The 24664-nt window shown below is 72.5% G+C and carries 22 protein-coding genes; 17 read left to right on the top strand and 5 right to left on the bottom strand.

The features are described 5' to 3' along the window. Window positions 1-33 precede the first annotated feature (33 nt). The 9 genes from OG698_RS14450 to OG698_RS14490 all read left to right on the top strand — a co-directional run bounded on the left by OG698_RS14450 (window position 34) and on the right by OG698_RS14490 (window position 9472). Complete coding sequence (locus tag OG698_RS14450; protein WP_406103412.1) at window positions 34-351, top strand: PAAR domain-containing protein; 318 nt, start codon at window positions 34-36, stop codon at window positions 349-351. Next, window positions 351-773: a GPW/gp25 family protein gene (locus tag OG698_RS14455; RefSeq protein WP_406103413.1), complete on the top strand. Its 423-nt coding sequence runs from the start codon at window positions 351-353 to the stop codon at window positions 771-773. Before OG698_RS14450 ends, OG698_RS14455 begins: the two co-directional genes overlap by 1 nt. Further along, on the top strand, window positions 773-2734 hold the full coding sequence (locus tag OG698_RS14460; RefSeq protein ID WP_406103414.1) for a putative baseplate assembly protein: 1962 nt from the start codon (window positions 773-775) through the stop codon (window positions 2732-2734). The genes OG698_RS14455 and OG698_RS14460 overlap by 1 nt, the downstream gene beginning before the upstream one ends. After that, the gene (locus tag OG698_RS14465) at window positions 2731-3297 is read left to right on the top strand and encodes a phage tail protein (RefSeq protein ID WP_406103415.1); all 567 of its coding nucleotides are present in this window, start codon (window positions 2731-2733) and stop codon (window positions 3295-3297) included. Before OG698_RS14460 ends, OG698_RS14465 begins: the two co-directional genes overlap by 4 nt. 4 nt (window positions 3298-3301) lie before the next feature. Continuing rightward, a complete protein-coding gene (locus tag OG698_RS14470) occupies window positions 3302-4543 on the top strand; it encodes an NADase-type glycan-binding domain-containing protein (RefSeq protein WP_406103416.1) in 1242 nt (413 codons plus the stop codon). 125 nt (window positions 4544-4668) lie between these two features. After that, window positions 4669-5994 carry a DUF692 domain-containing protein gene (locus OG698_RS14475; RefSeq protein ID WP_406103417.1) on the top strand — a complete coding sequence of 442 codons (1326 nt, stop codon included), beginning with the start codon at window positions 4669-4671 and terminating at the stop codon, window positions 5992-5994. 103 nt (window positions 5995-6097) lie between these two features. Further along, the gene (locus tag OG698_RS14480; RefSeq protein WP_406103418.1) at window positions 6098-6847 is read left to right on the top strand and encodes a DUF4142 domain-containing protein; all 750 of its coding nucleotides are present in this window, start codon (window positions 6098-6100) and stop codon (window positions 6845-6847) included. Window positions 6848-6959: 112 nt separating this feature from the next. Next, window positions 6960-7730 carry a TIGR04222 domain-containing membrane protein gene (locus OG698_RS14485; RefSeq protein ID WP_329569393.1) on the top strand — a complete coding sequence of 257 codons (771 nt, stop codon included), beginning with the start codon at window positions 6960-6962 and terminating at the stop codon, window positions 7728-7730. A gap of 149 nt (window positions 7731-7879) precedes the next feature. Continuing rightward, window positions 7880-9472, top strand: a complete 1593-nt coding sequence (locus OG698_RS14490) for an alpha/beta hydrolase (RefSeq protein ID WP_406103419.1) — start codon at window positions 7880-7882, stop codon at window positions 9470-9472. 75 nt (window positions 9473-9547) lie between these two features. On the opposite strand, the gene hemQ is transcribed toward OG698_RS14490, so the two are convergent. Beyond that, on the bottom strand, window positions 9548-10267 hold the full coding sequence (hemQ, locus tag OG698_RS14495) for a hydrogen peroxide-dependent heme synthase (RefSeq protein ID WP_100591268.1): 720 nt from the start codon (window positions 10265-10267) through the stop codon (window positions 9548-9550). 4 nt (window positions 10268-10271) lie between these two features. Further along, entirely contained in the window at window positions 10272-11738 is a 1467-nt protein-coding gene (gene hemG, locus OG698_RS14500) for a protoporphyrinogen oxidase (protein ID WP_406103420.1), read from the bottom strand. A gap of 193 nt (window positions 11739-11931) precedes the next feature. Between hemG and OG698_RS14505 the strand changes: the two genes are divergently transcribed. Beyond that, window positions 11932-12879: a DUF4349 domain-containing protein gene (locus OG698_RS14505; protein ID WP_406103421.1), complete on the top strand. Its 948-nt coding sequence runs from the start codon at window positions 11932-11934 to the stop codon at window positions 12877-12879. A 27-nt stretch (window positions 12880-12906) separates the two neighbouring features. Beyond that, a complete protein-coding gene (locus tag OG698_RS14510) occupies window positions 12907-14286 on the top strand; it encodes an FAD-dependent oxidoreductase (RefSeq protein WP_406103422.1) in 1380 nt (459 codons plus the stop codon). Window positions 14287-14337: 51 nt separating this feature from the next. On the opposite strand, the gene OG698_RS14515 is transcribed toward OG698_RS14510, so the two are convergent. Together OG698_RS14515 and hemE are read right to left on the bottom strand one after the other, a co-directional pair. Then, window positions 14338-14694, bottom strand: coding sequence for a hypothetical protein (locus tag OG698_RS14515; protein ID WP_406103423.1), 357 nt, complete (start codon window positions 14692-14694; stop codon window positions 14338-14340). Between the two features lie 133 nt (window positions 14695-14827). Beyond that, on the bottom strand, window positions 14828-15895 hold the full coding sequence (gene hemE / locus OG698_RS14520) for a uroporphyrinogen decarboxylase (RefSeq protein ID WP_406103424.1): 1068 nt from the start codon (window positions 15893-15895) through the stop codon (window positions 14828-14830). A gap of 152 nt (window positions 15896-16047) precedes the next feature. On the opposite strand from hemE, the gene OG698_RS14525 reads away from it, so the two are divergent. The 6 genes from OG698_RS14525 to OG698_RS14550 all read left to right on the top strand — a co-directional run bounded on the left by OG698_RS14525 (window position 16048) and on the right by OG698_RS14550 (window position 23514). Further along, entirely contained in the window at window positions 16048-16683 is a 636-nt protein-coding gene (locus tag OG698_RS14525) for a DUF3000 domain-containing protein (protein ID WP_399967453.1), read from the top strand. A 328-nt stretch (window positions 16684-17011) separates the two neighbouring features. Next, window positions 17012-17674 carry a response regulator transcription factor gene (locus OG698_RS14530; RefSeq protein WP_100591261.1) on the top strand — a complete coding sequence of 221 codons (663 nt, stop codon included), beginning with the start codon at window positions 17012-17014 and terminating at the stop codon, window positions 17672-17674. A 258-nt stretch (window positions 17675-17932) separates the two neighbouring features. Then, on the top strand, window positions 17933-19216 hold the full coding sequence (locus OG698_RS14535) for an HRDC domain-containing protein (RefSeq protein WP_406103425.1): 1284 nt from the start codon (window positions 17933-17935) through the stop codon (window positions 19214-19216). Between the two features lie 97 nt (window positions 19217-19313). Then, a complete protein-coding gene (locus OG698_RS14540) occupies window positions 19314-20024 on the top strand; it encodes a ferritin-like domain-containing protein (RefSeq protein ID WP_406103426.1) in 711 nt (236 codons plus the stop codon). A 134-nt stretch (window positions 20025-20158) separates the two neighbouring features. Beyond that, window positions 20159-21385: a thiolase family protein gene (locus OG698_RS14545; protein ID WP_406103427.1), complete on the top strand. Its 1227-nt coding sequence runs from the start codon at window positions 20159-20161 to the stop codon at window positions 21383-21385. Beyond that, the gene (locus OG698_RS14550) at window positions 21382-23514 is read left to right on the top strand and encodes a 3-hydroxyacyl-CoA dehydrogenase NAD-binding domain-containing protein (protein ID WP_406103428.1); all 2133 of its coding nucleotides are present in this window, start codon (window positions 21382-21384) and stop codon (window positions 23512-23514) included. Before OG698_RS14545 ends, OG698_RS14550 begins: the two co-directional genes overlap by 4 nt. Window positions 23515-23590: 76 nt before the next feature. Here OG698_RS14550 and OG698_RS14555 read toward each other — a convergent pair whose 3' ends face one another. Further along, complete coding sequence (locus tag OG698_RS14555) at window positions 23591-24661, bottom strand: C40 family peptidase (protein ID WP_406103429.1); 1071 nt, start codon at window positions 24659-24661, stop codon at window positions 23591-23593. Window positions 24662-24664 lie beyond the last annotated feature (3 nt).

Raw genomic sequence — 24664 nt, forward strand, 5'->3', positions numbered from 1 at the left:
GTCCGTCGACCACCCCGAGTGAAGGAGCTCTCGATGCCAGCAGCGGCCCGTACCGGTGACCCCACCACTCACGGCGGCCGGATCGCCACCCCGCCGGGCCCGGTCGCCGCGACCGTGGCGCGCGTGCTGATCGGCGGTCGGCCCGCCGCCGTCGTGGGCAGCCTGCACGTCTGCCCGGTCCCGCCGCACGCCGCCACGGGTCCGCTCAACGTGGTCATGCCCGACCCGGCGGCCCTCGCCCGCGGCACGGTGCTCATCGGCGGGGCGCCGGCGGCGAAGGCCCGTGACAAGACGGCGTGCGGCGCGCAGATCCTGACCGGCGCCATGAACGTGCTGATCGGAGGCGTGTGATGAGCGAGCGGTTCATCGGCCGCGGCTGGGCCTTCCCGCTGCGGGTCGGGCCGACCGGCGGCATCGCCATGGTCGAGCGGGGGCAGGAGATCGAGGAGGCCATCCGGCTCGTCCTCGGCACGGCGCCCGGCGAGCGGCCGATGCGCCCGGAGTTCGGCTGCGGCATCCACGACTACGTGTTCGCGCCGGGCGACGGCCACACCGCCGGGCGGATCGCCCAGCAGGTGCGCGAGGCGCTGGAGCGGTGGGAGCCGCGGATCGCGGTCGACGACGCCGTCGTCGCCTTCGACTCGGTGGACGCGGGGACCCTGTACATCGACGTGCACTACACGGTGCGCACCACCAACGACCGGCGCAACCTGGTCTTTCCCTTCTACACGATCCCCTCCGAGGACGGGGTCGGGAATACGGTCGCGAACTGATGGCCCTGCCCTCACCCAACCTGGACGACCGGCGGTTCCAGCAGCTCGTCGACGAGGCGAAGCGGTACGTGCAGCAGCGTGCGCCGGAGTGGACCGACCACAACGTCTCCGACCCCGGCGTCACCCTGATCGAGACGTTCGCCTACCTCGTGGACCAGCTGCTGTACCGGCTGAACCGGGTGCCGGACAAGAACTACCTGGCGTTCCTCGACCTGTTGGGGATCCGTCTCTTCCCGCCCGCGGCCGCGAGCGCCGACGTCGACTTCTGGCTCTCGGCGCCGCAGCCGGAGACGGTGGTGCTCGCCGCGGGCACCGAGGTGACGACGGCGGCCGGCGAGACGGAGGAGGCCGTGGTGTTCGCCACGGCGGACGAACTGCGGATCGTGCCCAGCGAGTTGGTCCGCCTGGTGACGGCGCCCCGGACCGGCGAGCAGACCGACCGGACCGGCGCGCTCACCGAGGGCCGCGACGTGCCGTGCTTCCAGGCGGCGCCCGAGCCCGGTGACGCGCTGCTGTTCGGCCTGCCGACGGCGGTGCCGCGCTGTGTGGTCGCCATTCGCCTCGACAGTCGCGTCGAAGGCGTCGGCGTCGACCCCCGGCAGCCGCCGCTGGTGTGGGAGGCGTGGGACGGCGGGCGCTGGCAGCGGTGCGAGACCGGCGAGGACAGCACGGGCGGCCTGAACCGGCCCGGTGAGGTGATCGTGCACGTCCCGGCCGGGCACACCGCGTCGGTGATCGGCGGCACGCGCGGCGGCTGGCTGCGCTGCCGGGTCGTCGAGCCCGAGCCGGGCCAGCCGTTCTACTCCGAGTCCCCCACGGTGCGCGAGGCCGCCGTGTTCACCATCGGAGGCACGATGGCGGTCGAGCACGCCGAAACGGTGACCGACGCGCCGCTCGGCACCTCGGAGGGGGTGGCCGGGCAGCGGTTCCGTCTGGACCGCCCGCCCGTCCTGCTCGACGGCGAGCCGCCGGTGGTCGAGGTGTCCTCGCCCGAGGGCTGGCGGCGCTGGGACGTCGTCGACCATTTCGGCCGCTCGGGCCCGCAGGACCGGCACGTTCAAGTGGACGCCACCACGGGGGAGTTCACGTTTCCGCCGGTGCTGCGGGAGGCCGACGGCACGCTGCGCCCCTGCGGCGCCGTGCCCCCGAAGGGCACCCAGGTGCGGGTGGCCCGTTACCGCACCGGCGGCGGCCCGGCGGGCAACGTCGCCCGCGGCGCGATCAACGTGCTGCGCAGTTCCGTGCCGTACGTGGCCCGGGTCGGCAACCGGGAGGCGGCGCGCGGCGGAGTCGCCGGCGAGAGCGTCGACAACGCCAAGCTGCGTGCCCCGCAGGCGCTGCGGATGCAGGAGCGGGCGGTGACGGCGGAGGACCACGAGATCATCGCCCGGCAGGCGGCGCCGTCCGTCCGCCGGGTGCGCTGTCTGCCCGCGGCCGACGATCCGGGCGCGGTCCGGGTCCTGGTGGTGCCGGACGCGGTCGCCGACGAGGGCGACCGGCTCCGGTTCGAGCAGCTGATCCCGTCCGACCAGGTGCTCGCCACGATCACCGAGGCGCTGGACGAGCGTCGTCTCATCGGCACCCGGCTCGTCGTCGAACCGCCCGTCTACCAGGGCGTCACCGTGGTGGCGCGCCTGTCCGTACCGGCCGGCGAGGATGCGGACCGGGTGCGCGACGCGGCCCTGGCCGCGCTGTTCCGTCATCTCAACCCGCTGCACGGCGGCCCGGACGGCACGGGCTGGCCGTTCGGGCGGCCGGTGCAGTACGGGGAGGTGTTCGGCGTGATCCAACGCGCCGTCGGGGACGTGCTGGTGGAGGACATCCGGCTGTTCGCCGCCGACCCGATCACAGGCCGGCGCGGCTCCCCCGCCGACCGCATCGACATCGGCGCGGGCACGCTCGTCTTCTCGTACCAGCATCAAGTGGTCGTCGCTGCCGCGGAGTCGGGAGGCCGCGCATGAGCCGCGCCTCCGTCCCCGGCCTGCCGAGCCGGCACCCGATCGGGGAGCAACTGCCCGCCCTGTACGCCGAGGACGACTTCGCCCAGCGGTTCACATCGGGCCTCGACACGGTCCTGGCGCCGGTCTTCGCCACGCTCGACAACCTGCCGGCCTATCTCGACCCCCGGGTGACCCCGGCCGACTTCCTGGCGTGGCTCGCGTCCTGGGTCGGCGGGGTCGACGATCCGCGCTGGCCCGTCGAGCTGCGCCGCGAGGCGGCCGTCCGCGCCATGGAACTGCACCGCGGCCGGGGCACGCGGTGCGGGCTCGTCGAGGCGCTGCGCCTGGTGCTCGGGGTGCGGGCCGAGGTGGTCGGGGACGGCGCGGCGGTCTGGTCGCGCACGGCCGGGTCCGAGCTGCCGCCCGCGCCGGCCGCGGAGGTCGTCGTCCGGGTCTGGCCGGACCGTGCGGCGACGGTCGACGCCGGACAGGTCCACGAAGTCGTCCGGGCCCTGTGCCCGGTGCACACGGTGTGCCGCGTGGAGGTCCTGCCCGGACCGCCCGCCGGCGGCGAAGGGAGCTGACGTCATGCGCGCGTGTCCCGCCTGTGGGGCGGCCAACGAGGAGACGGACGACTTCTGCGGCAACTGCGGGAGTTATCTGGGCTGGTCGGATGCCGAAGGGGCGGCGGATCCGGAGGGGGCGGGGACACCGGACCGTCCGGCCGACCCTCCGGCGCGGATCGACAGCGCCCCCGGTGACTCCGATGGTTCCAGCGGCTCCGGGGGCACGGACCGCCCGGGAGCAGCGGTCGCCACCGCCCGGCCCGACGAGTCCCGCGAGCCCGAGGTGCCGCCCACCTCCCCGGAGGAAACCCCGTCGGCCGGCACGCGAAACGGCTCCGCCGATGACACCCCCGCTCCGGAGCCCCGGGAAGACACCCCGCCTCCCCCGCGGGAACCGCCCGCGCCACAGCCACAGCCACCGGTCCCGTCACAGCCACCGGTCCCGCCGCAACCGCCGGCCCCCTCGCCGCCCCCGCGCCGGGCCGCCGCCCCCCAGCCGGTCAAACCCGCGAAGGCGGCCGCCCCGCGCCCCGTCGTGCGGCCGGTCTCCGCGGACGACCCGACCGCCGGTGTGCCGTGCCCGCGGTGCGGCACGCCGAACCCGCCGCACCGTCGCTTCTGCCGCCGGTGCGCCGCACCACTGACCTCGGTCTCCGCGCCGGACCCGCTCCCGTGGTGGCGGACCGTATGGCCGCTGCGCCGTCGTACGCGGGCGGGCTCGGGCCGGACGGTGCGGCTCCTGGTGATCCTGGGCGTCGTGCTGGCGCTGTGTGTCTGCGGCTTCCTGCTGCTCCCTGCCGGACGCCACCTGTTCGAGGACACCCGCGACAAACTGGGCAAGGCGAAGCCGGTGACCCCGGCACAGGTGGAGGCGACCGCACAGGTGCCCGGGCATCCGGCGGACGACACGACGGACGGGCTCAGCAACCACTACTGGGGCGCGCCCGGCCCCGGGGCCTCCGTGACGTACACCTTCGAAAAGCCGTTCCGTCTGGTCGACGTGATCATCACCAACGGCGCCTCGAAGTCCGCGACGGCGTACGCCCGCCAGGGACGCGCGCTCCATATGGACATGGAGGTCACGGCACAGGACGGCCAAGTGCATCGGAAACAGCTCACGCTGAGCGACAAACCGGGATTTCAGACGTTCCCCGCCGGCATCAGCGACGTGACGACGATCCGTCTTACGCTCACCTCCCCCGCCGGACTGACCCGTGGCAGCCATATCGCCCTCGCGGAGGTGGAGTTCTTCCGGCGCGACTGACTCCAGGGGGCGTCGCGGAACCTCAAATGAACCTCTGAACGTCCCCTCTCCGGGGTTCGGCGGCGTCCGCCGGGGTCATGACACCGGCATCGCACGGCGTACGGCCGGGGTGGAGGAGGGGAACCATGCAGCGGATCGAGCGTCTGGGTACGGGCATCGGCTGGCGTCCGGAGATCGCGGAGGCCGTGGAGGCGATGCCCGGCATCGACTGGGTCGAGGCCGTCGCGGAGAACGTGTGCCCCGAGCACGTCCCCGACTCCCTGCTGCGGCTGCGCGAGCGCGGCGTCACCGTCGTGCCGCACGGCGTCTCGCTCGGCCTCGGCGGCGCGGAACGGCCCGACGAGAGCAGGCTCGCCGACCTGGCGGCCCGCGCCGAGGCCCTCGGCTCCCCACTCGTCACCGAGCACATCGCGTTCGTACGGGCGGGCGGCGCGCTCACCGCGTCGCAGCCGCTGGAGGCCGGCCATCTGCTTCCGGTCCCGCGCACGAGGGACGCCCTCGACGTGCTCTGCGAGAACATCCGCATCGCCCAGGACGCACTGCCCGTACCCCTCGCCGTGGAGAACATCGCGGCCCTGTTCTCCTGGCCCGGCGAGGAGATGACGGAGGGGCAGTTCCTGTACGAACTGGTGGAGCGCACCGGCGTCCACCTCCTGATCGACGTGGCGAACCTGCACACGAACCACGTCAACCGCGGCGAGGACCCCGTGAAGGCGCTCGGCGAGCTGCCGGTCGAGGCCATCGCGTACGTGCATGTGGCGGGCGGCTTCGAGCGCGACGGCGTGTGGCACGACAGCCACGCGCACCCCGTGCCGCGCCCCGTCCTCGACATCCTCGCCGACCTGGCGTCCCGGGTCTCGCCGCCCGGAGTCCTCCTGGAGCGCGACGAGAACTTCCCGGCTCCCGAGGAGCTGGAGCGTGAACTCGCCGAGATCAGGGGGACGTTGGCGACCGCGCCAGCCGATGGGCGCACCGTGCGCTTCCTTTCGGGCAAGGCTGCTCAGGGCACCGACCCCGCCCGTCAGCGGCTCGCGCTCGCGCAGGCCGCGCTCCTGTCCGCCCTCGTCGCGGGGACGCCCGCGCCGGAGGGGTTCGACCGGGTGCGGCTCAAGGTCCAGAGCCGGGCGCTGTGCGCCAAGCGGGCGGACGTCGTGGCGAAGGTGGCCCCCGAACTGCCGGAGATCCTCGGCGCGGCCGCGTACCGCCCGGCGTTCCTGTCGTACGCGCAGTGCCGGCCCATGACGGGCGGCTACCGCCGTGACGCCCTCGACTTCGCCGAGCACCTGCTCGACTCCGGCGGGCCCGGGGACGCGGGGGTGCGGCGGGAGCTGGAGCGGTGGTGGCGGGAGCGGTCGGGGCCCACCCCGCCGGCCGCGCACCCGGGGGCACGTCTGGTGCGCGCGGCGCGGTACGCCCTGCACCGGGGGCGTCCGGCTCTCCGGTCCGCCTGAGCGTCGCCACCCCGCGCCCGTACCGCAGTTGGCGTATTCGCGGGGTTGCCCGAGCCCACGTCCGTGAGGCGGACTAGCGTGCGGTGCCGCACCAGGAGGCATCATGCGCACCCGATTCGTCAACGGCACCGGACTCATCGTCGCCGGGCTCGTCACCACACTCGCCGCTCTCGTGTTCCCGGTCTGGTCGTACGCCGACCGCTCCGGCACGGGCGTGGACCTGCTCGACGAGGGGACCGTGTCGACCAGATTCGGCCCCCTGTCGGCGCTGGACCGCGAGTTCGTCACGAAGGTGCGTCTCGCGGGCCTGTGGGAGCTGCCCGCGGGCCAGCAGGCCGAGGCGAGAGGGACGAGCACGGCGGTGCGGACGGCGGGTGAGCACCTCGTCGAGGGGCACACCTTCCTGGACGCGCGCGTGCGCGAGGTCGCCGCGCGGCTCGGCCTCGAACTCCCCAACCAGCCGGGCAGCCAGCAGCAGCACTGGCTCTCCGAGCTGAGCGCGGCGCACGGCGACGACTACGAGCGGAAGTTCGCCAACATCCTTCGCCGGGCCCATGGGAAGGTCTTCTCGCTGGTCGCCCAGGTCCGCGCGACGACACGCAACTCGCTCGTACGGGACCTGGCGGACGACGCGAACAAGACCGTCCTCGACCACATCAAGATCCTGGAGTCCACGGGCCTGGTCGACTTCGACGCGCTCGCGCGGGACGCCGCCGGTACGAGTACGCCACCGGAGACCCGCTCCCCCGCCCCGCCGGGTCCGGTGACGTCCCCCGAGCCCCCGACGCCCCTCTCCCCCTCCCCGTCCCCGTCCTTCCCGCTGCCCCCGGCGGCCTCCCGGCCCAAGCCCTGACACGACCTGACGCAACCAGGCACAACAAACGGAACGTCACATACCGACAACGCTCTGTCCATATGGTGAACAAGCCGTGGCGCCAGCCGAACGCGTGGCATAGAAAAACGCCATGTTCTGGCTTCTGTTCCTGCTCATGGCCTGCGCCGCCGCCTTTCTGTCCTGCGCGCGCCTCTGCCTCGCCGCGGTGCACGCCGCGCACAGCGAGCCGGCCGGCGGCGGCGCGCACGAACTGACGCTGTACGAGGCCGCGTTCCTGTCGGGCGGCCCCTTCCGGGTCGCCGATCTGACCCTCGTCTCGATGGCGCGCAGCCGGCGGCTGCTGCTCGCGCACACCGGCTGGGCCACCGTGGTCGACCCGGTCGGCGGCGACGACATCGAGCGCTCGGTGATCGGCGCCATCGGGCCGGACGGGCAGTCGCGGATAGGGGCGGTGCGCCGGGCGACGGCGGCCGCGGACGCGGTACGGGCGCTGGCCGACCGGCTCGTCGCGGCGGGCCTCGCCGTTCCCGACGGGGCGCGGGGCGGGGTCGCGGCCGCGGTCCGCCAGGTGCGGGCCGCCGCGCTCGCCGTCGTGGTCCTGGCCGCCGTATCGCTGACGATGCCGGGCGGGGAGCCGGGCGACGGCGTGCTGATCGCCGCGTGGTTCGCGCTGCCCCTGATCCTCACGCTGTCCTGTCTGGCGATCGCCCGCTTCGAGGTCCACCCCTACACGCGCTGGGCCTCACCCACCGGGCAGCGGCTGATCGGCGCCCTGCCGAGGGGCGTACGTGAAGGGGTCGGGGAGGCCGCCCTGCTGACCGCCGTCGCCGTGCACGGCGTCCGCGCGGTGTCCGACCCCGCGCTGCGCTCGGCCTTCGGAACGGCGCAACGGGGTCATTGAGCCGACACCGGCAGGCCGGTGCTTTACTTCGTCAACTGCCGCACGAAGTATCCCCTTTGTTCACGTCTGCTCCCAGCAGGCGGGTGACAGCCCCAAAGGCCGTGCGAAGCGGCCGTACGAGGGCCGGACGAAAGGGACCCAGAAGAGCGATGAGAGCAGCCCCCTCCGTCTACGCGGCCGCCGGATCCCTGGTCCTGACCGCCCTCGTCGCCGCCCCGGGCCGCGCCGACACCCAGGGCCCTTCCGGCACCGCCGAACTGCGCGGCACGGCCGTCGCCGCCGCCCGCGCCGCGGCCACCGGCATCACCTTCGGCACCTGCGCCGCCGCCGAGAGCCTCCCGGACCACGTCAAGTGCGGCACGGTCTCCGTCCCCCTCGATTACGCCCACCCCGACGGCAAGCAGATCAAGCTCACCGTCAGCCGCGTGAAGGCCACCGGCACGAGGGCGCGGGAGGGCGGCAGGCCGGTCCGCAGGCAAGGCTCCTTCGTCTTCAACCCGGGCGGCCCGGGCGCGTCCGGCATGTACTTCCCGCTCGTCGGGCTGATGCCGGAGTGGAAGCGCATCGCCTCCGCGTACGACCTCGTCGGCTACGCGCCGCGCGGCGTCGGCCGCTCGGCCCCGCTTTCCTGCGCGGACCCGAAGCGGTTCGCGAAGGCCCCCACGCATGCGCCGACGCACCCCTCCGCCTCGTACAAGCTGGAGCGGATCGCGCAGGCCAAGGCGTACGCGCGGGGGTGCGCGAAGAACGCCGGGGGCGCGCTGCGGCACTACACGACGCTCAACAACGCCCGCGACCTGGACGTGCTGCGCGCCGGGCTCGGCGAGCGGAAGCTGAACTTCATGGGGTCGTCGTACGGCACGTACTTCGGGGCCGTGTACGCGACGCTCTTCCCCACGCATGTGCGCCGCATGGTCTTCGACTCGGCCGTGAACCCCGACCCGAAGCAGATCTGGTACACCAACAACCTCGTGCAGTCGGTGGCCTTCGAGCGGCGCTGGGCCGACTTCCGGCGGTGGGTGGCCAAGCACAACAAGACGTACCACCTGGGCGCGACCGCCGCCGGTGTGCAGCTGAGCTACGAGAAGGTCAGGGCGCAGCTCGCGAGCGAGCCGGTGGGCGGCACCGTCGGCCCCGGCCAGCTCCAGGCCGCATACCTCCAGGCCGGGTACTACGACGACTACTGGGCGATGCGGGCGTCCGCGCTGTCCGAGTATCTGAAGGGCAATCCGAAGCCTCTCGCCGAGCAGGCCGCGCCGCGGACCGCGGCGGCCGCCGAGAACGAGAACAGCGCCGCCGTCTACACGGCCGTCGAGTGCAACGACTCGGCGTGGCCCACCGACTTCCGCGTCTGGGACCGCGACAACACCGAGCTCGCGCGCCGCGCCCCGTTCGAGACGTGGGACAACGCCTGGATGAACCTGCCCTGCGCGTACTGGCCCGCCCCGCGCCAGCGCCCCGTCGACGTACGGACCGCCCCCGGCGCGCTGCCTCCGACCTTGATCCTGGCCGCCGAGCGGGACGCGGCCACCCCGTACGAGGGCGCCCGCGAGCTGTGGCGCAGGCTTCCTGGGTCGGTCCTGGTCACGGAGCGCGGCGCGGGCACCCACGGCATCGCCGCCGGCCCGAACAAGTGCGTGAACAGCCACCTCGACGCGTATCTGATGGAGGGGCGGGTCCCGGTGACCCGCGCCGCGTCCTGCGCCCCGCACCCCGAACCGGCGCCGCTCGCCGTGGACTGACGGCGGGCACGGAGTGCGAAGGGGCCGACCGGTCGTCGAACCGGTCGGCCCCTTCGCGTACGGACCGGGTGCGAACTACGCGAGACCCTCGACCAGTTCGGCGACGCTCTTGCGGCGGCCCGTGTAGAACGGGACCTCCTCGCGGACGTGCATACGAGCCTCGGAGGCGCGCAGGTGACGCATCAGGTCGACGATGCGGTACAGCTCGTCGGCCTCGAACGCGAGGAGCCACTCGTAGTCGCCCAGCGAGAACGAGGCGACCGTGTTGGCGCGGACGTCCGGGTAGCCGCGGGCCATCTTGCCGTGGTCCGCGAGCATGCGGCGGCGGTCCTCGTCGGGCAGCAGGTACCAGTCGTAGGAGCGCACGAACGGGTAGACGCTCACGTAGTTGCGGGGCGTCTCGTCGGCGAGGAAGGCCGGGATGTGCGAGCGGTTGAACTCGGCGGGGCGGTGCAGCGCCATGTTCGACCAGACCGGCTCGAGGGCGCGCCCCAGCTTCGTACGGCGGAAGAGGTTGTACGCCTCCTGGAGCTGGTCCGCGGTCTCCGCGTGCCACCAGACCATGACGTCGGCGTCCGCGCGCAGGCCCGACACGTCGTACGTGCCGCGGACCGTCACGTCCTTCGCGGCGAGCTGGTCGAAGAGCTCCTGGACCTCGTCGGCGTAGCCGGCCCGGTCCTCGGGGAGGACGTCTCGGAGCTTGAAGACGGACCACAGGGTGTAGCGGATGACCTCATTGAGGTCCTTGGCCTTCTTGCCTGCGTTCGGGATCTTGGCGGGGGCGTCGTCACTCATGTGGCTATTCTCCCGCGCCGCCGTGCAGACTCTGCACCGGGTTCGCGGTGAGCTCCTCCACGCCCGTCAGGTCGCCGTCCAGCTGGTCGACGGCGGCGTAGGCGCTCGCGATGCAGGCCGGGATACCGACGCCGTCGTACGCCGCTCCGCACACGGCAAGTCCGGGGATCCTGGCGACGTGGCCGCGGATGCGGGCCACGCGCGCGTGGTGGCCGACGGGGTACTGGGGCAGGCCCTCGTGCCAGCGCGTGACGCGCGTGGCGACGGGCGTGGCGCTCAGGCCGGTGGCCTCCCGCAGATCATGGCGCGACACCTCGACGAGCCCGTCGTCGTCGCGCGCGAGGTCCTTCTCGTCCTGGTAGCGGCCCACGGAGGTGCGTACGACGACCAGGCCGGGGTCCTCGGCCGCGATCCACCCCCACTTGTTCGAGGCGAACGTGGACGCCTTGATCGTGTGGCCGTCGACCGGCGGCACGAGGAAGCCGGAGCCCTCGGGCAGGTGTGCCTCGTCGCGCCGGAACGCGAGGGTGATCAGGGCCATCGACGCGTACTCGACGGTGCGCAGCTCGGCGGCGGCGGCCGGCGACTCGGTGTCGAGGAGCCAGGCGGCCTTCTGCGCGGGCACGGCGAGGACGACGGCGTCGGCCTCGATGACGCGGTCGTCGACCCGGACCTCCCAGCCGTCGGGCGTGCGGCGCAGTCCGTGGGCGGGGCTGTCGAGGAGGATCTCGCCGCCCCGCGCGCGCACCGAGTCGGCGACGGCGAGCGGGAGCTGTCCGATGCCGCCCTCGATACCCATGAAGACGGGGCCGGTCTGCTGGTTCCGCGCCGCGCGCTCCTGGATCTCGCGGACGGCCTCGGTCAGGGAGCGGTGGCTGCGGGCCTCCTCGAAGAGCTGGGGGACGGCGCTGCGCATCGAGATGCGGTACGCGTCGCCCGCGTAGACGCCGCCGAGCAGCGGCTCCACTAGCCGGTCGACGACCTCGCGGCCGAGGCGCTCGGCGACGTACGCGCCGACGGCGACGTCGTCGCCGAACTCGGTGGCGGGCAGGTCGCGGTCCTGCTCGATGCGGGCAAGGCCCTCGTCGGACAGGACCCCGGAGAGTGCGGCGGCGGTGCCGGGGACGCCCATCACATGGCCCTTGGGCATCGGGCGCAGCGCGCCCCTGGTCCAGAGCGAGGCCGTGGCCGTACCCGGCGGCTGGAGCCGGTCTCCGAGCCCGACCTCGCGGGCGAGGTCCACGGCCTCGGGGCGCCGGGCGAGCATCGACTCGGCACCGAGGTCGACCCGTACGCCCGCGATCTCACCGGCGCGCAGCTTGCCGCCGAGGCGACCCGACGCCTCCAGGACGGTGACCTGCGCGCCCGCCGCGAGCAGCCGGTGGGCCGCGGCGAGCCCCGCGATGCCACCGCCGATGACGACCGCCTTCGGGGCCTGTCCCGTTCCCGTACCTGTGTCCGCTTCGCGCATGCCCCCACTGTCTCAGACCGGCGAGTCCCGACCGTGACCGCATCGGGACCACCCGGCAACCACCGAAAGGGGCCGCCGGACCGTCAAAGGAGGCGGCCAGGGCCTCTCCTTGGGCCGGCCGTCCCACTCAACCTCCGGGGGTACGTCGATGCGGATATCAGGCACCACAGGAAAGCGGCCGGGGCGCCGCGGGATGCGAGCGGCCGGCGCCGTCCTGCTCGTGGCGGCGCTGGCGCTGACGGGGTGCAGCGCCGGCGCCTCGGACAGCGGCGACTCCAGCAAGGCCGCGGGCGGCGAGGCGGCCGCCGCGGACCAGGGCTCCGCGAAGGAGGCGGGCGGGGGACAGTCGGACGCGAAGTCGTCCCGGCGTGAACCGCCGAAGCTGACCGGCGTCCACATCATCCGCACGGCGACGCTCACCGTGCAGGTCAAGGACGTCCCGCAGGCACTCGACAAGGCGCGCACGGCGGCCGAGGACGCGGGCGGCATCGTCGGCAACGAGTCGACCGACCGCGACGGCAGGGGACATGAGCGTTCCCGGGTCGTCCTGCGCGTGCCGCAGGAGCGCTACGAGCAGGTCCTCGCGGACCTCGCGGGCTCGGGCCGGCTCATCGAGCGGAACGAGAAGGCGCAGGACGTCACCGACCAGGTCGTCGACGTGGAGAGCCGCGTCAAGTCGCAGCGGGCGAGCGTGGCGCGGGTGCGCGAGCTGATGGACAAGGCGACGAAGCTGAGCGATGTGGTCGCCCTGGAAGGGGAGTTGAGCACCCGCGAGTCCGATCTGGAGGCCCTGCTCGCGCGGCAGGCGTCCCTCAAGGACCGCACGAGCCTCGCGACGATCACGCTGTCACTGACCGAGACCCCGGTGAAACCGGCGGGGCACAAGGACGACGACCCGGGGTTCACCGACGCGGTCGCGGGCGGCTGGGGAGCGTTCGTGACGATGCTGCGCTGGGTCGCGGTGGCCGTCGGCGCCGTCCTGCCGTTCGCCGTGGTGGGCGGCCTGCTGGTCTTCCTGTGGCTGCGCCTGGTGCGTCCGCGGCTGCCGCGCAGGTCCACCTCTGCCGGGCGGCCGCCGGCGACGGCGCTCGGCCCGCTGCCCACGCATCCGCCGGCCGGGAAGCGGGGCGAGGAGGAGTGACAGGGGCGCGGACGTAGTTTGGTGGGCATGAGCCCTACACGTGAGCGACTGGTGGTCATCGGCGGCGACGCGGCGGGCATGTCCGCCGCGTCGCAGGCCCGCAGGATGCGCGGCCCCGACGAGCTGGAGATCGTGGCCTTCGAGCGGGGGCACTTCTCCTCGTACTCGGCGTGCGGCATCCCGTACTGGGTCGGTGGCGAGGTGGAAGGGCGCGACGAGCTGATCGCGCGCACGCCCGAGGAGCACCGGGAGCGGTCCATCGACCTGCGCATGCGCACGGAGGTGACCGAACTCGACGTCGAGGGCGGACGGGTGAGGTCGCGCGCGCTCGACACGGGGACGGAGGCCTGGACCTCGTACGACAAGCTCGTGATCGCTACGGGTGCCCGGCCGGTGCGGCCGCGGATTCCCGGCATCGACGCGCCGGGCGTGCACGGCGTGCAGACCCTCGACGACGGCCAGGCCCTGCTCGACACGCTCGCCGCGACGCAGGGGCGGCGGGCCGTCGTCGTCGGCGCGGGCTACATCGGCGTCGAGATGGCGGAGGCGCTGATCCGCCGCGGGTACGAGGTCACGGTCGTCAACCGCGGGCCGGAGCCGATGTCGACGCTCGACCCCGACATGGGCCGCCTGGTCCACGAGTCGATGACCGGCATGGACATCACCATGGTCGACGACGCCGAGGTCACCAAGATCCTCACGGGCGGCGACGGGCGGGCGCGGGCGGTGGCGACGACCGCCGACGAGTATCCGGCGGACGTCGTCGTCCTCGGCATCGGCGTCCGCCCGGAGACCTCGCTGGCACGCGCCGCGGGGCTCCCCCTGGGCGAGCACGGCGGGCTCCTCACCGATCTCGCCATGCGCGTGCGCGGACACGAGAACATCTGGGCGGGCGGCGACTGCGTGGAGGTCCTCGACCTGGTCTCGGGCCGCGAGCGCCACATCGCGCTCGGCACGCACGCCAACAAGCACGGGCAGGTCATCGGCACGAACGCGGGCGGCGGTTACGCGACGTTCCCGGGCGTCGTCGGGACGGCGGTGAGCAAGGTGTGCGACCTGGAGATCGCGCGCACGGGCCTGCGCGAGAAGGACGCGCGGCGAGCCGGTCTGCAGTTCGTCTCCGCGACGATCGAGTCGACGAGCCGCGCGGGCTACTACCCGGGCGCGGCCCCGATGACGGTGAAGATGATCGCCGAGCGCCGCACGGGCCGCCTGCTCGGCGTGCAGATCGTCGGCCGCGAGGGCGCCGCGAAGCGGGTCGACATCGCGGCGGTCGCCCTGACCGCGGGCATGACGGTGGACCAGATGACGGCCCTCGACCTCGGCTACGCACCGCCGTTCTCACCGGTGTGGGACCCGATCCTGGTGGCGGCCCGCAAGTCGAGCGCGGCGGTGCGCAGGGGCTAGGGCCTTTCGTTCGGATCAGGCGCGAGCCCGGCGTGATCCGAACGAGAGGCCCTAGGGCACCTCCGGGCCGGATGATGTGGGCGGCATCGGGGTGGACGTGCCGTTGATCTTCTCTATGGCCTGGCGCGCCTGGTCGCCGGGGGCGCGGGGCGTGGCCGCGCTCAGGGCGGAAGCGGCCGTGGCCTGCGCAGGTTTGGCGTGGGCCGCGGGCAGGCGGGTGCGCAGGCGGTGGCTGACGGCCTCGTCGAGCGTGACCGGGCGGTGCGTGCGGGCGGCGATGCGGCCCGCCTCCTGACCGAGCGCGGCCAGATCCTCCCAGGTCAGGCGCAGTACGACGGCGAGCTGGGCCTCACCGTCGGGCAGGGCGGTGAGGGGAGGGACGGGGGCACCCGGCTGATGGTCGGTCATGGGCTGGTCTCCTCGCTTGGGGCGGCGGGACACTGCTCGGCATGACGTACGCGCGGCGGGCGCCTTGCGTTCAGGAGGGCGGCGCTGTTCGTCCGGCGGGGCGGGGTCGGTCAGGACCCCGCCGTGGCCACCCCTAGCGGGCGGTCTGCGTGTGGACGTACTCCACGAGACGCGACAGGGCGTCCGGGTCGGTGGTGGGCGGCACGCCGTGGCCGAGGTTGAAGACGTGGCCCTCCAGGTCCGCCGCCGCGTCGAGCACCTCGCGGGCCTTGGCCTCCACCGCTTCCGGCGTGGAGAAGAGGACCGCCGGGTCGATGTTGCCCTGGAGCGCCTTGCCGGGGCCGACGCGGCGCGCGGCCTCGTCGAGCGGCACGCGCCAGTCGACGCCGACCACGTCGGCGCCGGCCTCGCCCATGAGACCGAGGAGCTCGCCGGTGCCGACACCGAAGTGGATGCGCGGCACGCCGTACTCCTCGACGGCCTTGAACACCTTGGCCGACGCGGGCATCACGGAGCGCCGGTAGTCGGCGGGGGCGAGCGCGCCGACCCACGAGTCGAAGAGCTGGACGGCGGAGGCGCCCGCCTCGATCTGCACCTTGAGGAACGCGGAGGTGATCTCGGCGAGGCGGTCGAGCAGGTCGGCCCACAGCTGCGGGTCGCCGTACATGAGCGCCTTGGTGTGCTCGTGGTTCTTGGACGGACCGCCCTCCACGAGGTAGCTCGCGAGGGTGAAGGGCGCGCCCGCGAAACCGATGAGCGGGGTGGAGCCGAGCTCGGCCGTCAGCAGACCGATCGCCTCGGTGACGTACCAGACGTCCTCGGGCGTGAGGTCGCGCAGCCGCGCGAGGTCGGCGCGCGAGCGGATGGGCTGCTCGACGACGGGACCGACGCCCGGCTTGATGTCGAGGTCGATGCCGATGGCCTTGAGCGGCACGACGATGTCGCTGAAGTAGATGGCCGCGTCGACGTGGTGGCGGCGCACGGGCTGCATCGTGATCTCGGCGACGAGCTCGGGCATCATGCAGGACTCGAGCATCGGAATGCCCTCGCGCACCTTGAGGTACTCGGGCAGCGAGCGACCGGCCTGCCGCATGAACCACACCGGGGTGTGCGGCACCGGCTCACGCCGGCACGCCTTGAGGAAGGCGGATTCGTACGTCGCTGTCGGCTGCTGGCCCGTGGGGCGGAGGTTGGCACTCACATCGCAAAGTCTCGCACGGCTGCGAACCCCGCCGGGCGCGGGGACATCGGGGCGGAGGTGCCGGGTGTCTCTCCCTGCGCGAAGGCCGCGTTCCCCTTAATCTTCCCCGCATGGCTGCGGCTGAGGGACGACTGTCGGACGGCGCTGAGGGAATGAGTGAAGCGGAGCGGGAGGGGCGCAAGACGAAGGATCCGGTGGACTCGGCACCACCGCCGTTCCGGGCTGCGGTCGAGGCCTTGCAGGGAGCGCGGCTGCGCCCGGAGATCGAGGTGGACCCGACCAAGCCGCCCCAGCGCCTCGCGCCCCACGCATACGCGCTGGAGGCCGCGGTGGTGGACGGCGACGACGACCTCGCGGACGGCCGCCTCGTCCTGCTGCACGACCCGGCGGGGCACGACGCTTGGCACGGGACGTTCCGTCTGGTGACGCTGGTGAGGGCGGAGCTGGAGCCGGAGATGGCGGCGGACCCGCTGCTCCCCGAGGTCTGCTGGTCGTGGCTGACGGGCGCGCTCCAGGGGCGGGGACTCTCGTACGGAGAGGCGAGCGGCACCGTGACGCGGGCGAGTTCGCACTACTTCGGCGGGCTCAGTGAGCGTGCGCCGGCGTCGCAGATCGAGATCCGGGCCTCGTGGACACCGCGTGAAGGGCCCGCCGGGGTGCCGGACACGGCCTCGCACCTGGCGGCCTGGTGCGATCTGCTCAGCCAGATCGCGGGCCTGCCGCCGGCCGGCCCCGGGGACGCATCCGTGGTGACGCTGCCCCAGCGCCGGGGGCCGCAGAAGTCCTGAACGGCGGTGCAGGAGTCCTGACGGGCGAAGAGGTACAGCCATCCGTAGGCGATTTTCGGCCTTTCGCTGCCGGCGACCAGAGGCAGGGACAGTGACAGGTACAGAACGGATCAGGACCGGACCTCGAAGAGTTCCGGTCTCGTTGTGATTCGGTTCGATCTTCGGATGATCGATCGCGTGTCCGAATTGCACGAATTGTTACTCACTAAATCGTGATCTTTCTCTAAAGGCGGGCGGGTTTACTGCCGAAGAGGTCTGTGACCTTGAAAGCACGGTTCGCCCCGGCTTCATCCCCGAGCCGGTCCCGTCCCGCACCCCAGGAGGCCTGGTGTCCGTTCTCCTCGAGCAGCCCGCAAGCCTGGTCGCCTACCGCCCGAACAAGCCGACCGCCATGGTGGTCGTGGCCGACCCGCGCGTCCGTTCCACCGTCACCCGCCACCTGTGGGCGCTCGGTGTACGTGACGTCATCGAGGCCTCGTCCGTCGCGGAGGCTCGTCCCCGCATCGGCAACCCCCGCGACATCTGCGTCGCCGACGTCCACCTTCCCGACGGCTCCGGCCTGACCCTTCTGTCCGAAACCCGTGCCGCGGGCTGGCCCAACGGGCTCGCCCTCTCCGCCGCCGACGACATCGGTGCCGTACGCAACGCCCTCGCGGGCGGAGTCAAGGGCTACGTCGTCACCGGCACCCGTACCAACGTCGGGCTGCCCTCCCGCCCCGGCGCCGCCCCCATCGGGTCCGCCGCGGCCCGTATGCACCGCCGCCCCCCGGGTGCTCCGAGCCACCCGGGCGGCTACCGCGAACTGTCAGGCCGTGAGGTCGAGGTGCTCCGGCTCGTCGCCGAGGGCCAGTCGAACAAGGCCATCGGAGTCTCGATGGGCCTGTCCGCGCTGACCGTCAAGAGCCACCTCGCCCGCATCGCACGCAAGCTCGGCACGGGCGACCGCGCCGGAATGGTCGCCGTGGCCCTGCGCACCGGCATCATCCACTGACCCTGACTGGTTCACGTACCTTCAGCGCCCGTCGACGGAACGTTCCGTCGACGGGCGCTGTACGTGCACAGGTACTTCGATCTGTCACAGCATGGGCCTGAAGTATGGATTGTTGGGACTAAAGTGCATATTCCGGACACTCTGGTGCGAGAACCCCCCAGACGTACCGGGAGCTGTCGAGACGCGTTTTCGCAGGTCAGTTGACCAATGGCCAGAACACGCAGGTCAGGCATACGTACGTGCAGATACCCTTGACAGGTGACCGACGCCCAAGAGACCGCAGCAGACACTTCACTGCGAACCACCGGGGGCGCACCTCCGGACGACGGCGGCTCTGTTGCGGAGGTGCCGATCCCCCTGCTCGAGCCGCGCGAGGGCATCCCGCCGGTGATCGCCGACGAGGCCTCCCTGGCCGAGGTGGTCGCGGCCTTCGCCGCGGGCAGCGGGCCCGTGGCCGTCGACGCCGAGCGCGCCTCCGGCTACCGCTACGGGCAGCGCGCCTACCTGGTGCAGCTGCGCCGCGAGGGCGCGGGCTCCGCGCTCGTCGACCCCGTCGCGTGCCCCGACCTGTCCGCCCTCGGCGACGCGATCGCCGACGCCGAGTGGGTACTGCACGCCGCGACGCAGGACCTGCCGTGTCTGCGCGAGATAGGTATGGTCCCCAGCCGCCTCTTCGACACCGAGCTCGCCGGGCGCCTGGCCGGTTTCCCGCGCGTGGGGCTCGGCGCGATGGTGGAGAGCGTCCTCGGCTACGTACTGGAGAAGGGCCACTCCGCCGTCGACTGGTCGACGCGGCCCCTGCCCGACCCGTGGCTGCGCTACGCCGCGCTGGACGTGGAGCTCCTCGTGGACCTGCGGGACGCGCTGGAGAAGGAGCTCGACCGGCAGGGCAAGCTGGACTGGGCGCACCAGGAGTTCGACGCCATCGCCTCGGCGCCGCCCGCGCCGCCCCGCAAGGACCCGTGGCGGCGCACGTCCGGGATGCACAAGGTGCGGCGCCGCCGGCAGATGGCCGTCGTGCGGGAGCTGTGGACCGCGCGGGACCGGATCGCGCAGCGGCGTGATGTGTCGCCGGGCAAGGTGCTCGGGGACGGCGCGATCGTCGAGGCGGCGCTCTCGCTTCCCCCGAATGTGCACGCTCTGGCGGCGCTGCCCGGTTTCGGGCACCGCACGGGCCGGCGTCAGCTGGAGCAGTGGCAGGCGGCCGTGGACCGGGCGAAGGAGCTGCCCGACGCGGAGCTGCCGCAGCCCGGGGCGCCGCTCGCCGGGCCGCCTCCCCCGCGGGCCTGGGCCGACAAGGACCCGGTCGCCGCGGCGCGGCTCTCCGCGGCGCGGGCCGCGGTGTCGTCGCTGGCCGAGACGCTGAACATGCCGCAGGAGAACCTGATCACTCCCGACACGGTCCGCCGCGTGTGCTGGGAGCCCCCGGGCGACCGCTCCGAGGCGGCGGTGGCCGAAGCGCTGCGCGGGTACGGGGCGCGGCCCTGGCAGATCGAGCAGGTCACGCCGCTGCTCGCCGAGGCGCTGAAGCAGACCGCCTGACGCGGCGCCCCGCGCGGCGCCCCGCGTTCGTCGCGGTTTCGTACCGGTGGGCCCTCCTCGCTCGTATCGGCGAGGAGGGCCTGTCTAACGTCACCCCATGATCACCAGGGGGTACGCGGGATGGGTGCGGGAGTTCGAGGCCGAGCGGGAGCGCCGGGCCGCGGCAGGGGAACCCGCCTGGGAGCGGGGTGCGCGGGTGGATACGGCGATCTGGCGGAGCGTGCGGCGCTTCCAGATCGGTGAGAGCGGTGACGGGGCGAATCTGATCGCCAAGGCCGACCGGGCGGGCGACGCGCCTTACGCGCGTGCCGTCCGGCTGTTCGTGGCCGAGGAGCAGAACCACGCCCGGCTGCTCGGGCTGCTGCTCGGCGCCGGCGGGGTGTCGCCGCTCTCGTCGCACTGGAGCGACACCGTCTTCGTCCGGCTGCGCCGGCTTCTCGGGCTGCGGCTCGAACTCCTGGTCCTCATGGTCGCCGAGGTCGTGGCGCTGCGTTACTACCGGGCGCTGCGCGACGGCACCGACGACGGGCTCACGACGCAGGTGGCCGGCGCGATACTCGCCGACGAGGAGCGGCATGTGCCGTTCCACTGCGAGCGGCTGCGCGGGGCTTTCGCGCGGGTGCCGCGCCCGGTGGGGCGCCTGGCGCTCCTGGGGTGGCGGGCGCTGCTTCTCGCCGCGGCGCTCGTCGTCGCCTGCGACCACGGCTCGGCGCTGCGCGGGTTCGGGGTGGGACGGGTGCGGTTCGTCCGTGACGTGGTGGCTTCGGCGGGGCCCGTGGTGCGCTCGATCCTCGATCGCGCGGTGTGACCTTCGCCGCTCCGGCCGGGGGGACTACACGTCTTGGTTACCCGCAAGTAGCATGACGGTATTCGCAGCGCGCTTCCCGCACCCCGGGTGCGTGCCGCGCGGCAGTGCCATCCCGCATCTGGAGGAGAGCCATCGTGCCTCGTACCGTCAGGGACGTCGTCTTCGTCGACGGCGTCCGCACCCCGTTCGGCAAGGCGGGCCCGAAGGGCATCTACCACGAGACCCGCGCCGACGATCTCGTCGTGAAGGCCATCAGGGAGCTGCTGCGCCGCAACCCGGCCCTCGACCCCGCGAAGATCGACGAGGTCGCCATCGCCGCGACCACGCAGATCGGCGACCAGGGCCTGACCCTCGGCCGCACCGCCGGCATCCTCGCGGGCCTCCCGCAGTCCGTGCCCGGCTACTCCATCGACCGCATGTGCGCCGGCGCGCTGACCGCCGTCACCGCCACCGCGGGCTCCATCGCCTTCGGCGCGTACGACGCCGTCATCGCCGGCGGTGTCGAGCACATGGGCCGCCACCCCATGGGCGAGGGCGTCGACCCGAACCCGCGCTTCGTGTCGGAGAAGCTCGTCGACGAGTCGGCCCTGTTCATGGGCATGACCGCCGAGAACCTGCACGACCGCTACCCGCAGATCACCAAGCAGCGCGCCGACGAGTACGCCGTGCGCTCGCAGGAGAAGGCGGCGAAGGCGTACGCGAACGGGAAGATCCAGCAGGACCTGGTCCCGATCTCCGTGCGCAACACCAACCCGGACGTCGGCGAGACCGGCTGGGGCCTGGTCACCGCCGACGAGCCGATGCGCCCGGGCACCACGCTGGAGAACCTGTCCGGCCTCAAGACGCCGTTCCGCGTGCACGGCCGCGTCACCGCGGGCAACGCCGCCGGTCTGAACGACGGTGCGACCGCGTCGATCATCGCGTCCGAGGACTTCGCCCGCGAGAACAACCTCCCGGTGAAGATGCGCCTCGTCTCCTACGCCTTCGTGGGCGTCGAGCCGGAGGTCATGGGCTACGGCCCGATCCCGGCGACGGAGAAGGCCCTCGCCAAGGCCGGTCTGTCGATCGAGGACATCAACCTCTTCGAGATCAACGAGGCCTTCGCCATCCAGGTCCTCGCCTTCCTGGACCACTACGGCATCGCCGACGACGACGCGCGCGTCAACCAGTACGGCGGCGCCATCGCGTTCGGTCACCCGCTGGCCTCCTCCGGCGTGCGCCTGATGACGCAGCTCGCCCGCCAGTTCGAGGAGCAGCCCGAGGTCCGCTACGGCCTGACGACGATGTGCGTCGGCTTCGGCATGGGCGCCACGGTCATCTGGGAGAACCCGCACCACAAGGACGCCGGAGGCGACAAGTGAGCACCACCACCGCTGAGCTCCTGAAGGGCGCCGCCGAGCTGTTCCCGGACGAGGTCGTCACGTCGGCGAACGTTCGCCACCTCGACCTGCCGTTCGGCGCGGGCCGGTTCGCGCTGATCACGCTCGACAACGGCTTCGACCACACCAAGCCGACCACCTTCGGCCCGGCCTCGCTCGCGAACCTGAACGCCGCGATCGACCAGGTCGAGAAGGAGGCGGCCGAGGGCACGATCGTCGGCGCCGGCATCACCGGCAAGCCGTTCATCTTCGCCGTCGGCGCTGACCTCAAGGGCGTCGAGCTCCTCGAGAAGCACGACGACGCGCTGGCCATCGGCAAGGGCGGCCACGAGGTCTTCAAGCGCCTCTCGGGCCTCGCCGTGCCGACGTTCGCGTACTACAACGGCGCGGCCATGGGCGGCGGTGTCGAGGTCGGTCTGCACTGCACCTACCGCACCGTCTCCAAGGCGCTCCCGGCCTTCTCGCTCCCCGAGGTCTTCCTCGGTCTGGTCCCGGGCTGGGGCGGCTGCGCCCTCCTGCCCAACCTGATCGGCGCCGACAAGGCCGTCTCGGTCATCATCGAGAACTCGCTCAACCAGAACCGCCAGCTCAAGGGCAAGCAGGTCTTCGAACTCGGCATCGCCGACGCGATCTTCGAGGGCGCCGACTTCCTGGAGCAGTCGCTGATCTGGACGGCGAACGTCCTCAAGGGCGACGTGGCCGTCGAGCGCGCCGAGGTCGACCGCGGTGACGCGTGGGACCAGGCCGTCGCGCGCGGCAAGTTCATCGCCGACAGCAAGGTCCACGGCGCCGCCCCGGCCGCGTACCGCGCCCTCGACATCATCGCCGCCGCCAAGGACGGGAACCTGCAGGCCGGGTTCGACGCCGAGGACAAGGCGCTCGCCGACCTCATCATGGGCGGCGAACTGCGCGCGGGCATCTACTCGTTCAACCTCGTCCAGAAGCGCGGCAAGCGCCCGGCAGGCGCCCCGGACAAGTCGCTCGCGCGTCCGGTCACCAAGGTCGGCGTCGTGGGTGCGGGCCTGATGGCCTCGCAGCTCGCGCTGCTCTTCCTGCGCCGCCTCGAGGTGCCGGTCGTCCTGACCGACATCGACCAGGAGCGTGTCGACAAGGGTGTGGGCTACGTCCACGCCGAGATCGAGAAGCTGCTCGGCAAGGGCCGTATCAACCAGGACAAGGCCAACCGCCTCAAGGCGCTGGTCTCCGGTGTCCTGGACAAGGCCGAGGGCTTCTCCGACGCCGACTTCGTCATCGAGGCCGTCTTCGAGGAGATCGGCGTCAAGCAGCAGGTGTTCGCGGAGGTCGAGGCGGTCGCCCCGGCGCACGCGATCCTCGCCACCAACACCTCGTCCCTCTCGGTCTCCGAGATGGCGTCGAAGCTGAAGCACCCCGAGCGGGTCGTCGGCTTCCACTTCTTCAACCCCGTCGCGATCCTCCCGCTCCTGGAGATCGTCCGCGGCGAGCAGACCGACGACGCCTCGCTGGCCACGGCCTTCGGTGTCGCCAAGAAGCTGAAGAAGACGGCGGTTCTGGTGAAGGACGCCCCGGCGTTCGTCGTGAACCGCATCCTCACCCGCTTCATGGGCGAGATCCAGAACGTCATCGACGAGGGCACCCCGGTCGAGGTCGCCGAGAAGGCCGTCGAGCCGCTCGGCCTGCCGATGTCCCCGCTGGTGCTCCTGGAGCTCGTCGGTCCGGCGATCGGTCTGCACGTCTCGGAGACCCTGAACCGCGCCTTCCCGGAGCGCTTCACGGTGTCCCCGAACCTCGCGGCGGTCGTCAAGGCCGGCAAGCGCGGCTTCTACGTGTACGACTCCGGGAAGCCGGAGCTCGACCCCGAGGTGGCCGCGCTCCTCAAGCAGGGCGATGTCGTCCTGACGGAGGAGCAGGTCCGTGACCGCGTGCTCGACGCGGTGGCGCAGGAGATCGGGCTCATGCTCGACGAGGGTGTCGTCGCCGAGGCGCAGGACATCGACCTGTGCCTGATCACCGGTGCCGGCTGGCCCTTCCACCTGGGTGGCATCACGCCGTACCTGGACCGCGAGGGCGTCAGCGAGCGGGTGACCGGCAAGCGGTTCCTGGCGCAGGGCGTGGCCAGCGTTCCGGCGTAACTCCCCGGCGTTCCCGGTGCCCGGCATGCCGACTGGCGTGCCGGGCACCGGCGTTTGCGGACGCCGCGGCGCGGGGTCAGAGCCGCTTCGCGCTGCGCAGGGTGCTCGCGTAATAGCCGTTGCCGTCGAGGCGGGACGTGCCGCCCTTGTCGCCGATCGTCGGGCCGTTGACCTCTTCGCGGCTCGACACGAAGATCATGTGGCCGTCCGTGTCGTGGCCCATGTACAGACCGACGTGGTCGAGGCGCTGATTCGTGCGGGCGTCGAGCTTGAAGAACACGAGGTCTCCGGGCTGGAGCACGTCGATGGACTTGGGCCGGTCCGCGGCGCCGACACCCTTGAGCGGGATGATGTCGGCCCCGACGTCCGAGCGGGCCATGCCGTTGGCGGTGCGCGGCAGACCGTCGCCCGACTTGTCGGAGGACATCAGGGGGTAGCGGGCCCGGTAGCCCCACACCAGACGCTGGAAGCCGGAACAGTCCACGGACCGGGCGCGCTTGGTCTCGGGCTGCTGCGTGACCCCGTCCCGGAAGGTGTACGGGATGCCCAGGTAGTCGTAGAAGTCGGAGAGTTCGTCGCGCAGGTCGTTGCCCTCGCTGCCGTTCGGGTTGATCGGCCCGAAGCTGGCGTCACCGCCGTAGGCGATGCCCTCGTCGTCCTTCTTGACCGGGGCGCCCTCCAGGTACTGGAAGGCGAAGGCGAAGATGTCGTCCTCCTCGCTGCCGTAGAACTCCTTGAACCAGTCCTTGAACCACTTCTCCTTCTCCGCGCCCTTGCGCCAGGGTTCCGGCATGAGGCGCACCCAGTCCTCGGTGACCACGCGGGACTTGGTGTTGGCGGGCTCGGTGAAGGTGCGGCTCGGGCCCTTGAGTGTGGCCGTGCGCGCGCTGTCGGTGAAGGTCGCGAGGACCTGGCCGCCCTCGCCGCGCAGGACGGAACGCTCGGGGTTCTTCAGCCGCTCCCAGTTCTGCTCGCCGCCTTGCTGGCCCGTGCTGGACTCCAGGAGCGGGGTGTCGGTGACGGCCTGGACGGCGGGCGCCTTCGCCTGCTCGTCCTTGCGCAGCTCCACCGTCAGATAGGCGCTGCCGCCGAGCAGCGACAGAACGATCGCGGTGTGCAGTACGGGGTGCTTCTTCTTGGCACTCATGGG

Origin of the sequence: Streptomyces sp. NBC_01003 (assembly GCF_045162695.1) — a bacterium.
GTDB lineage: Bacteria > Actinomycetota > Actinomycetes > Streptomycetales > Streptomycetaceae > Streptomyces.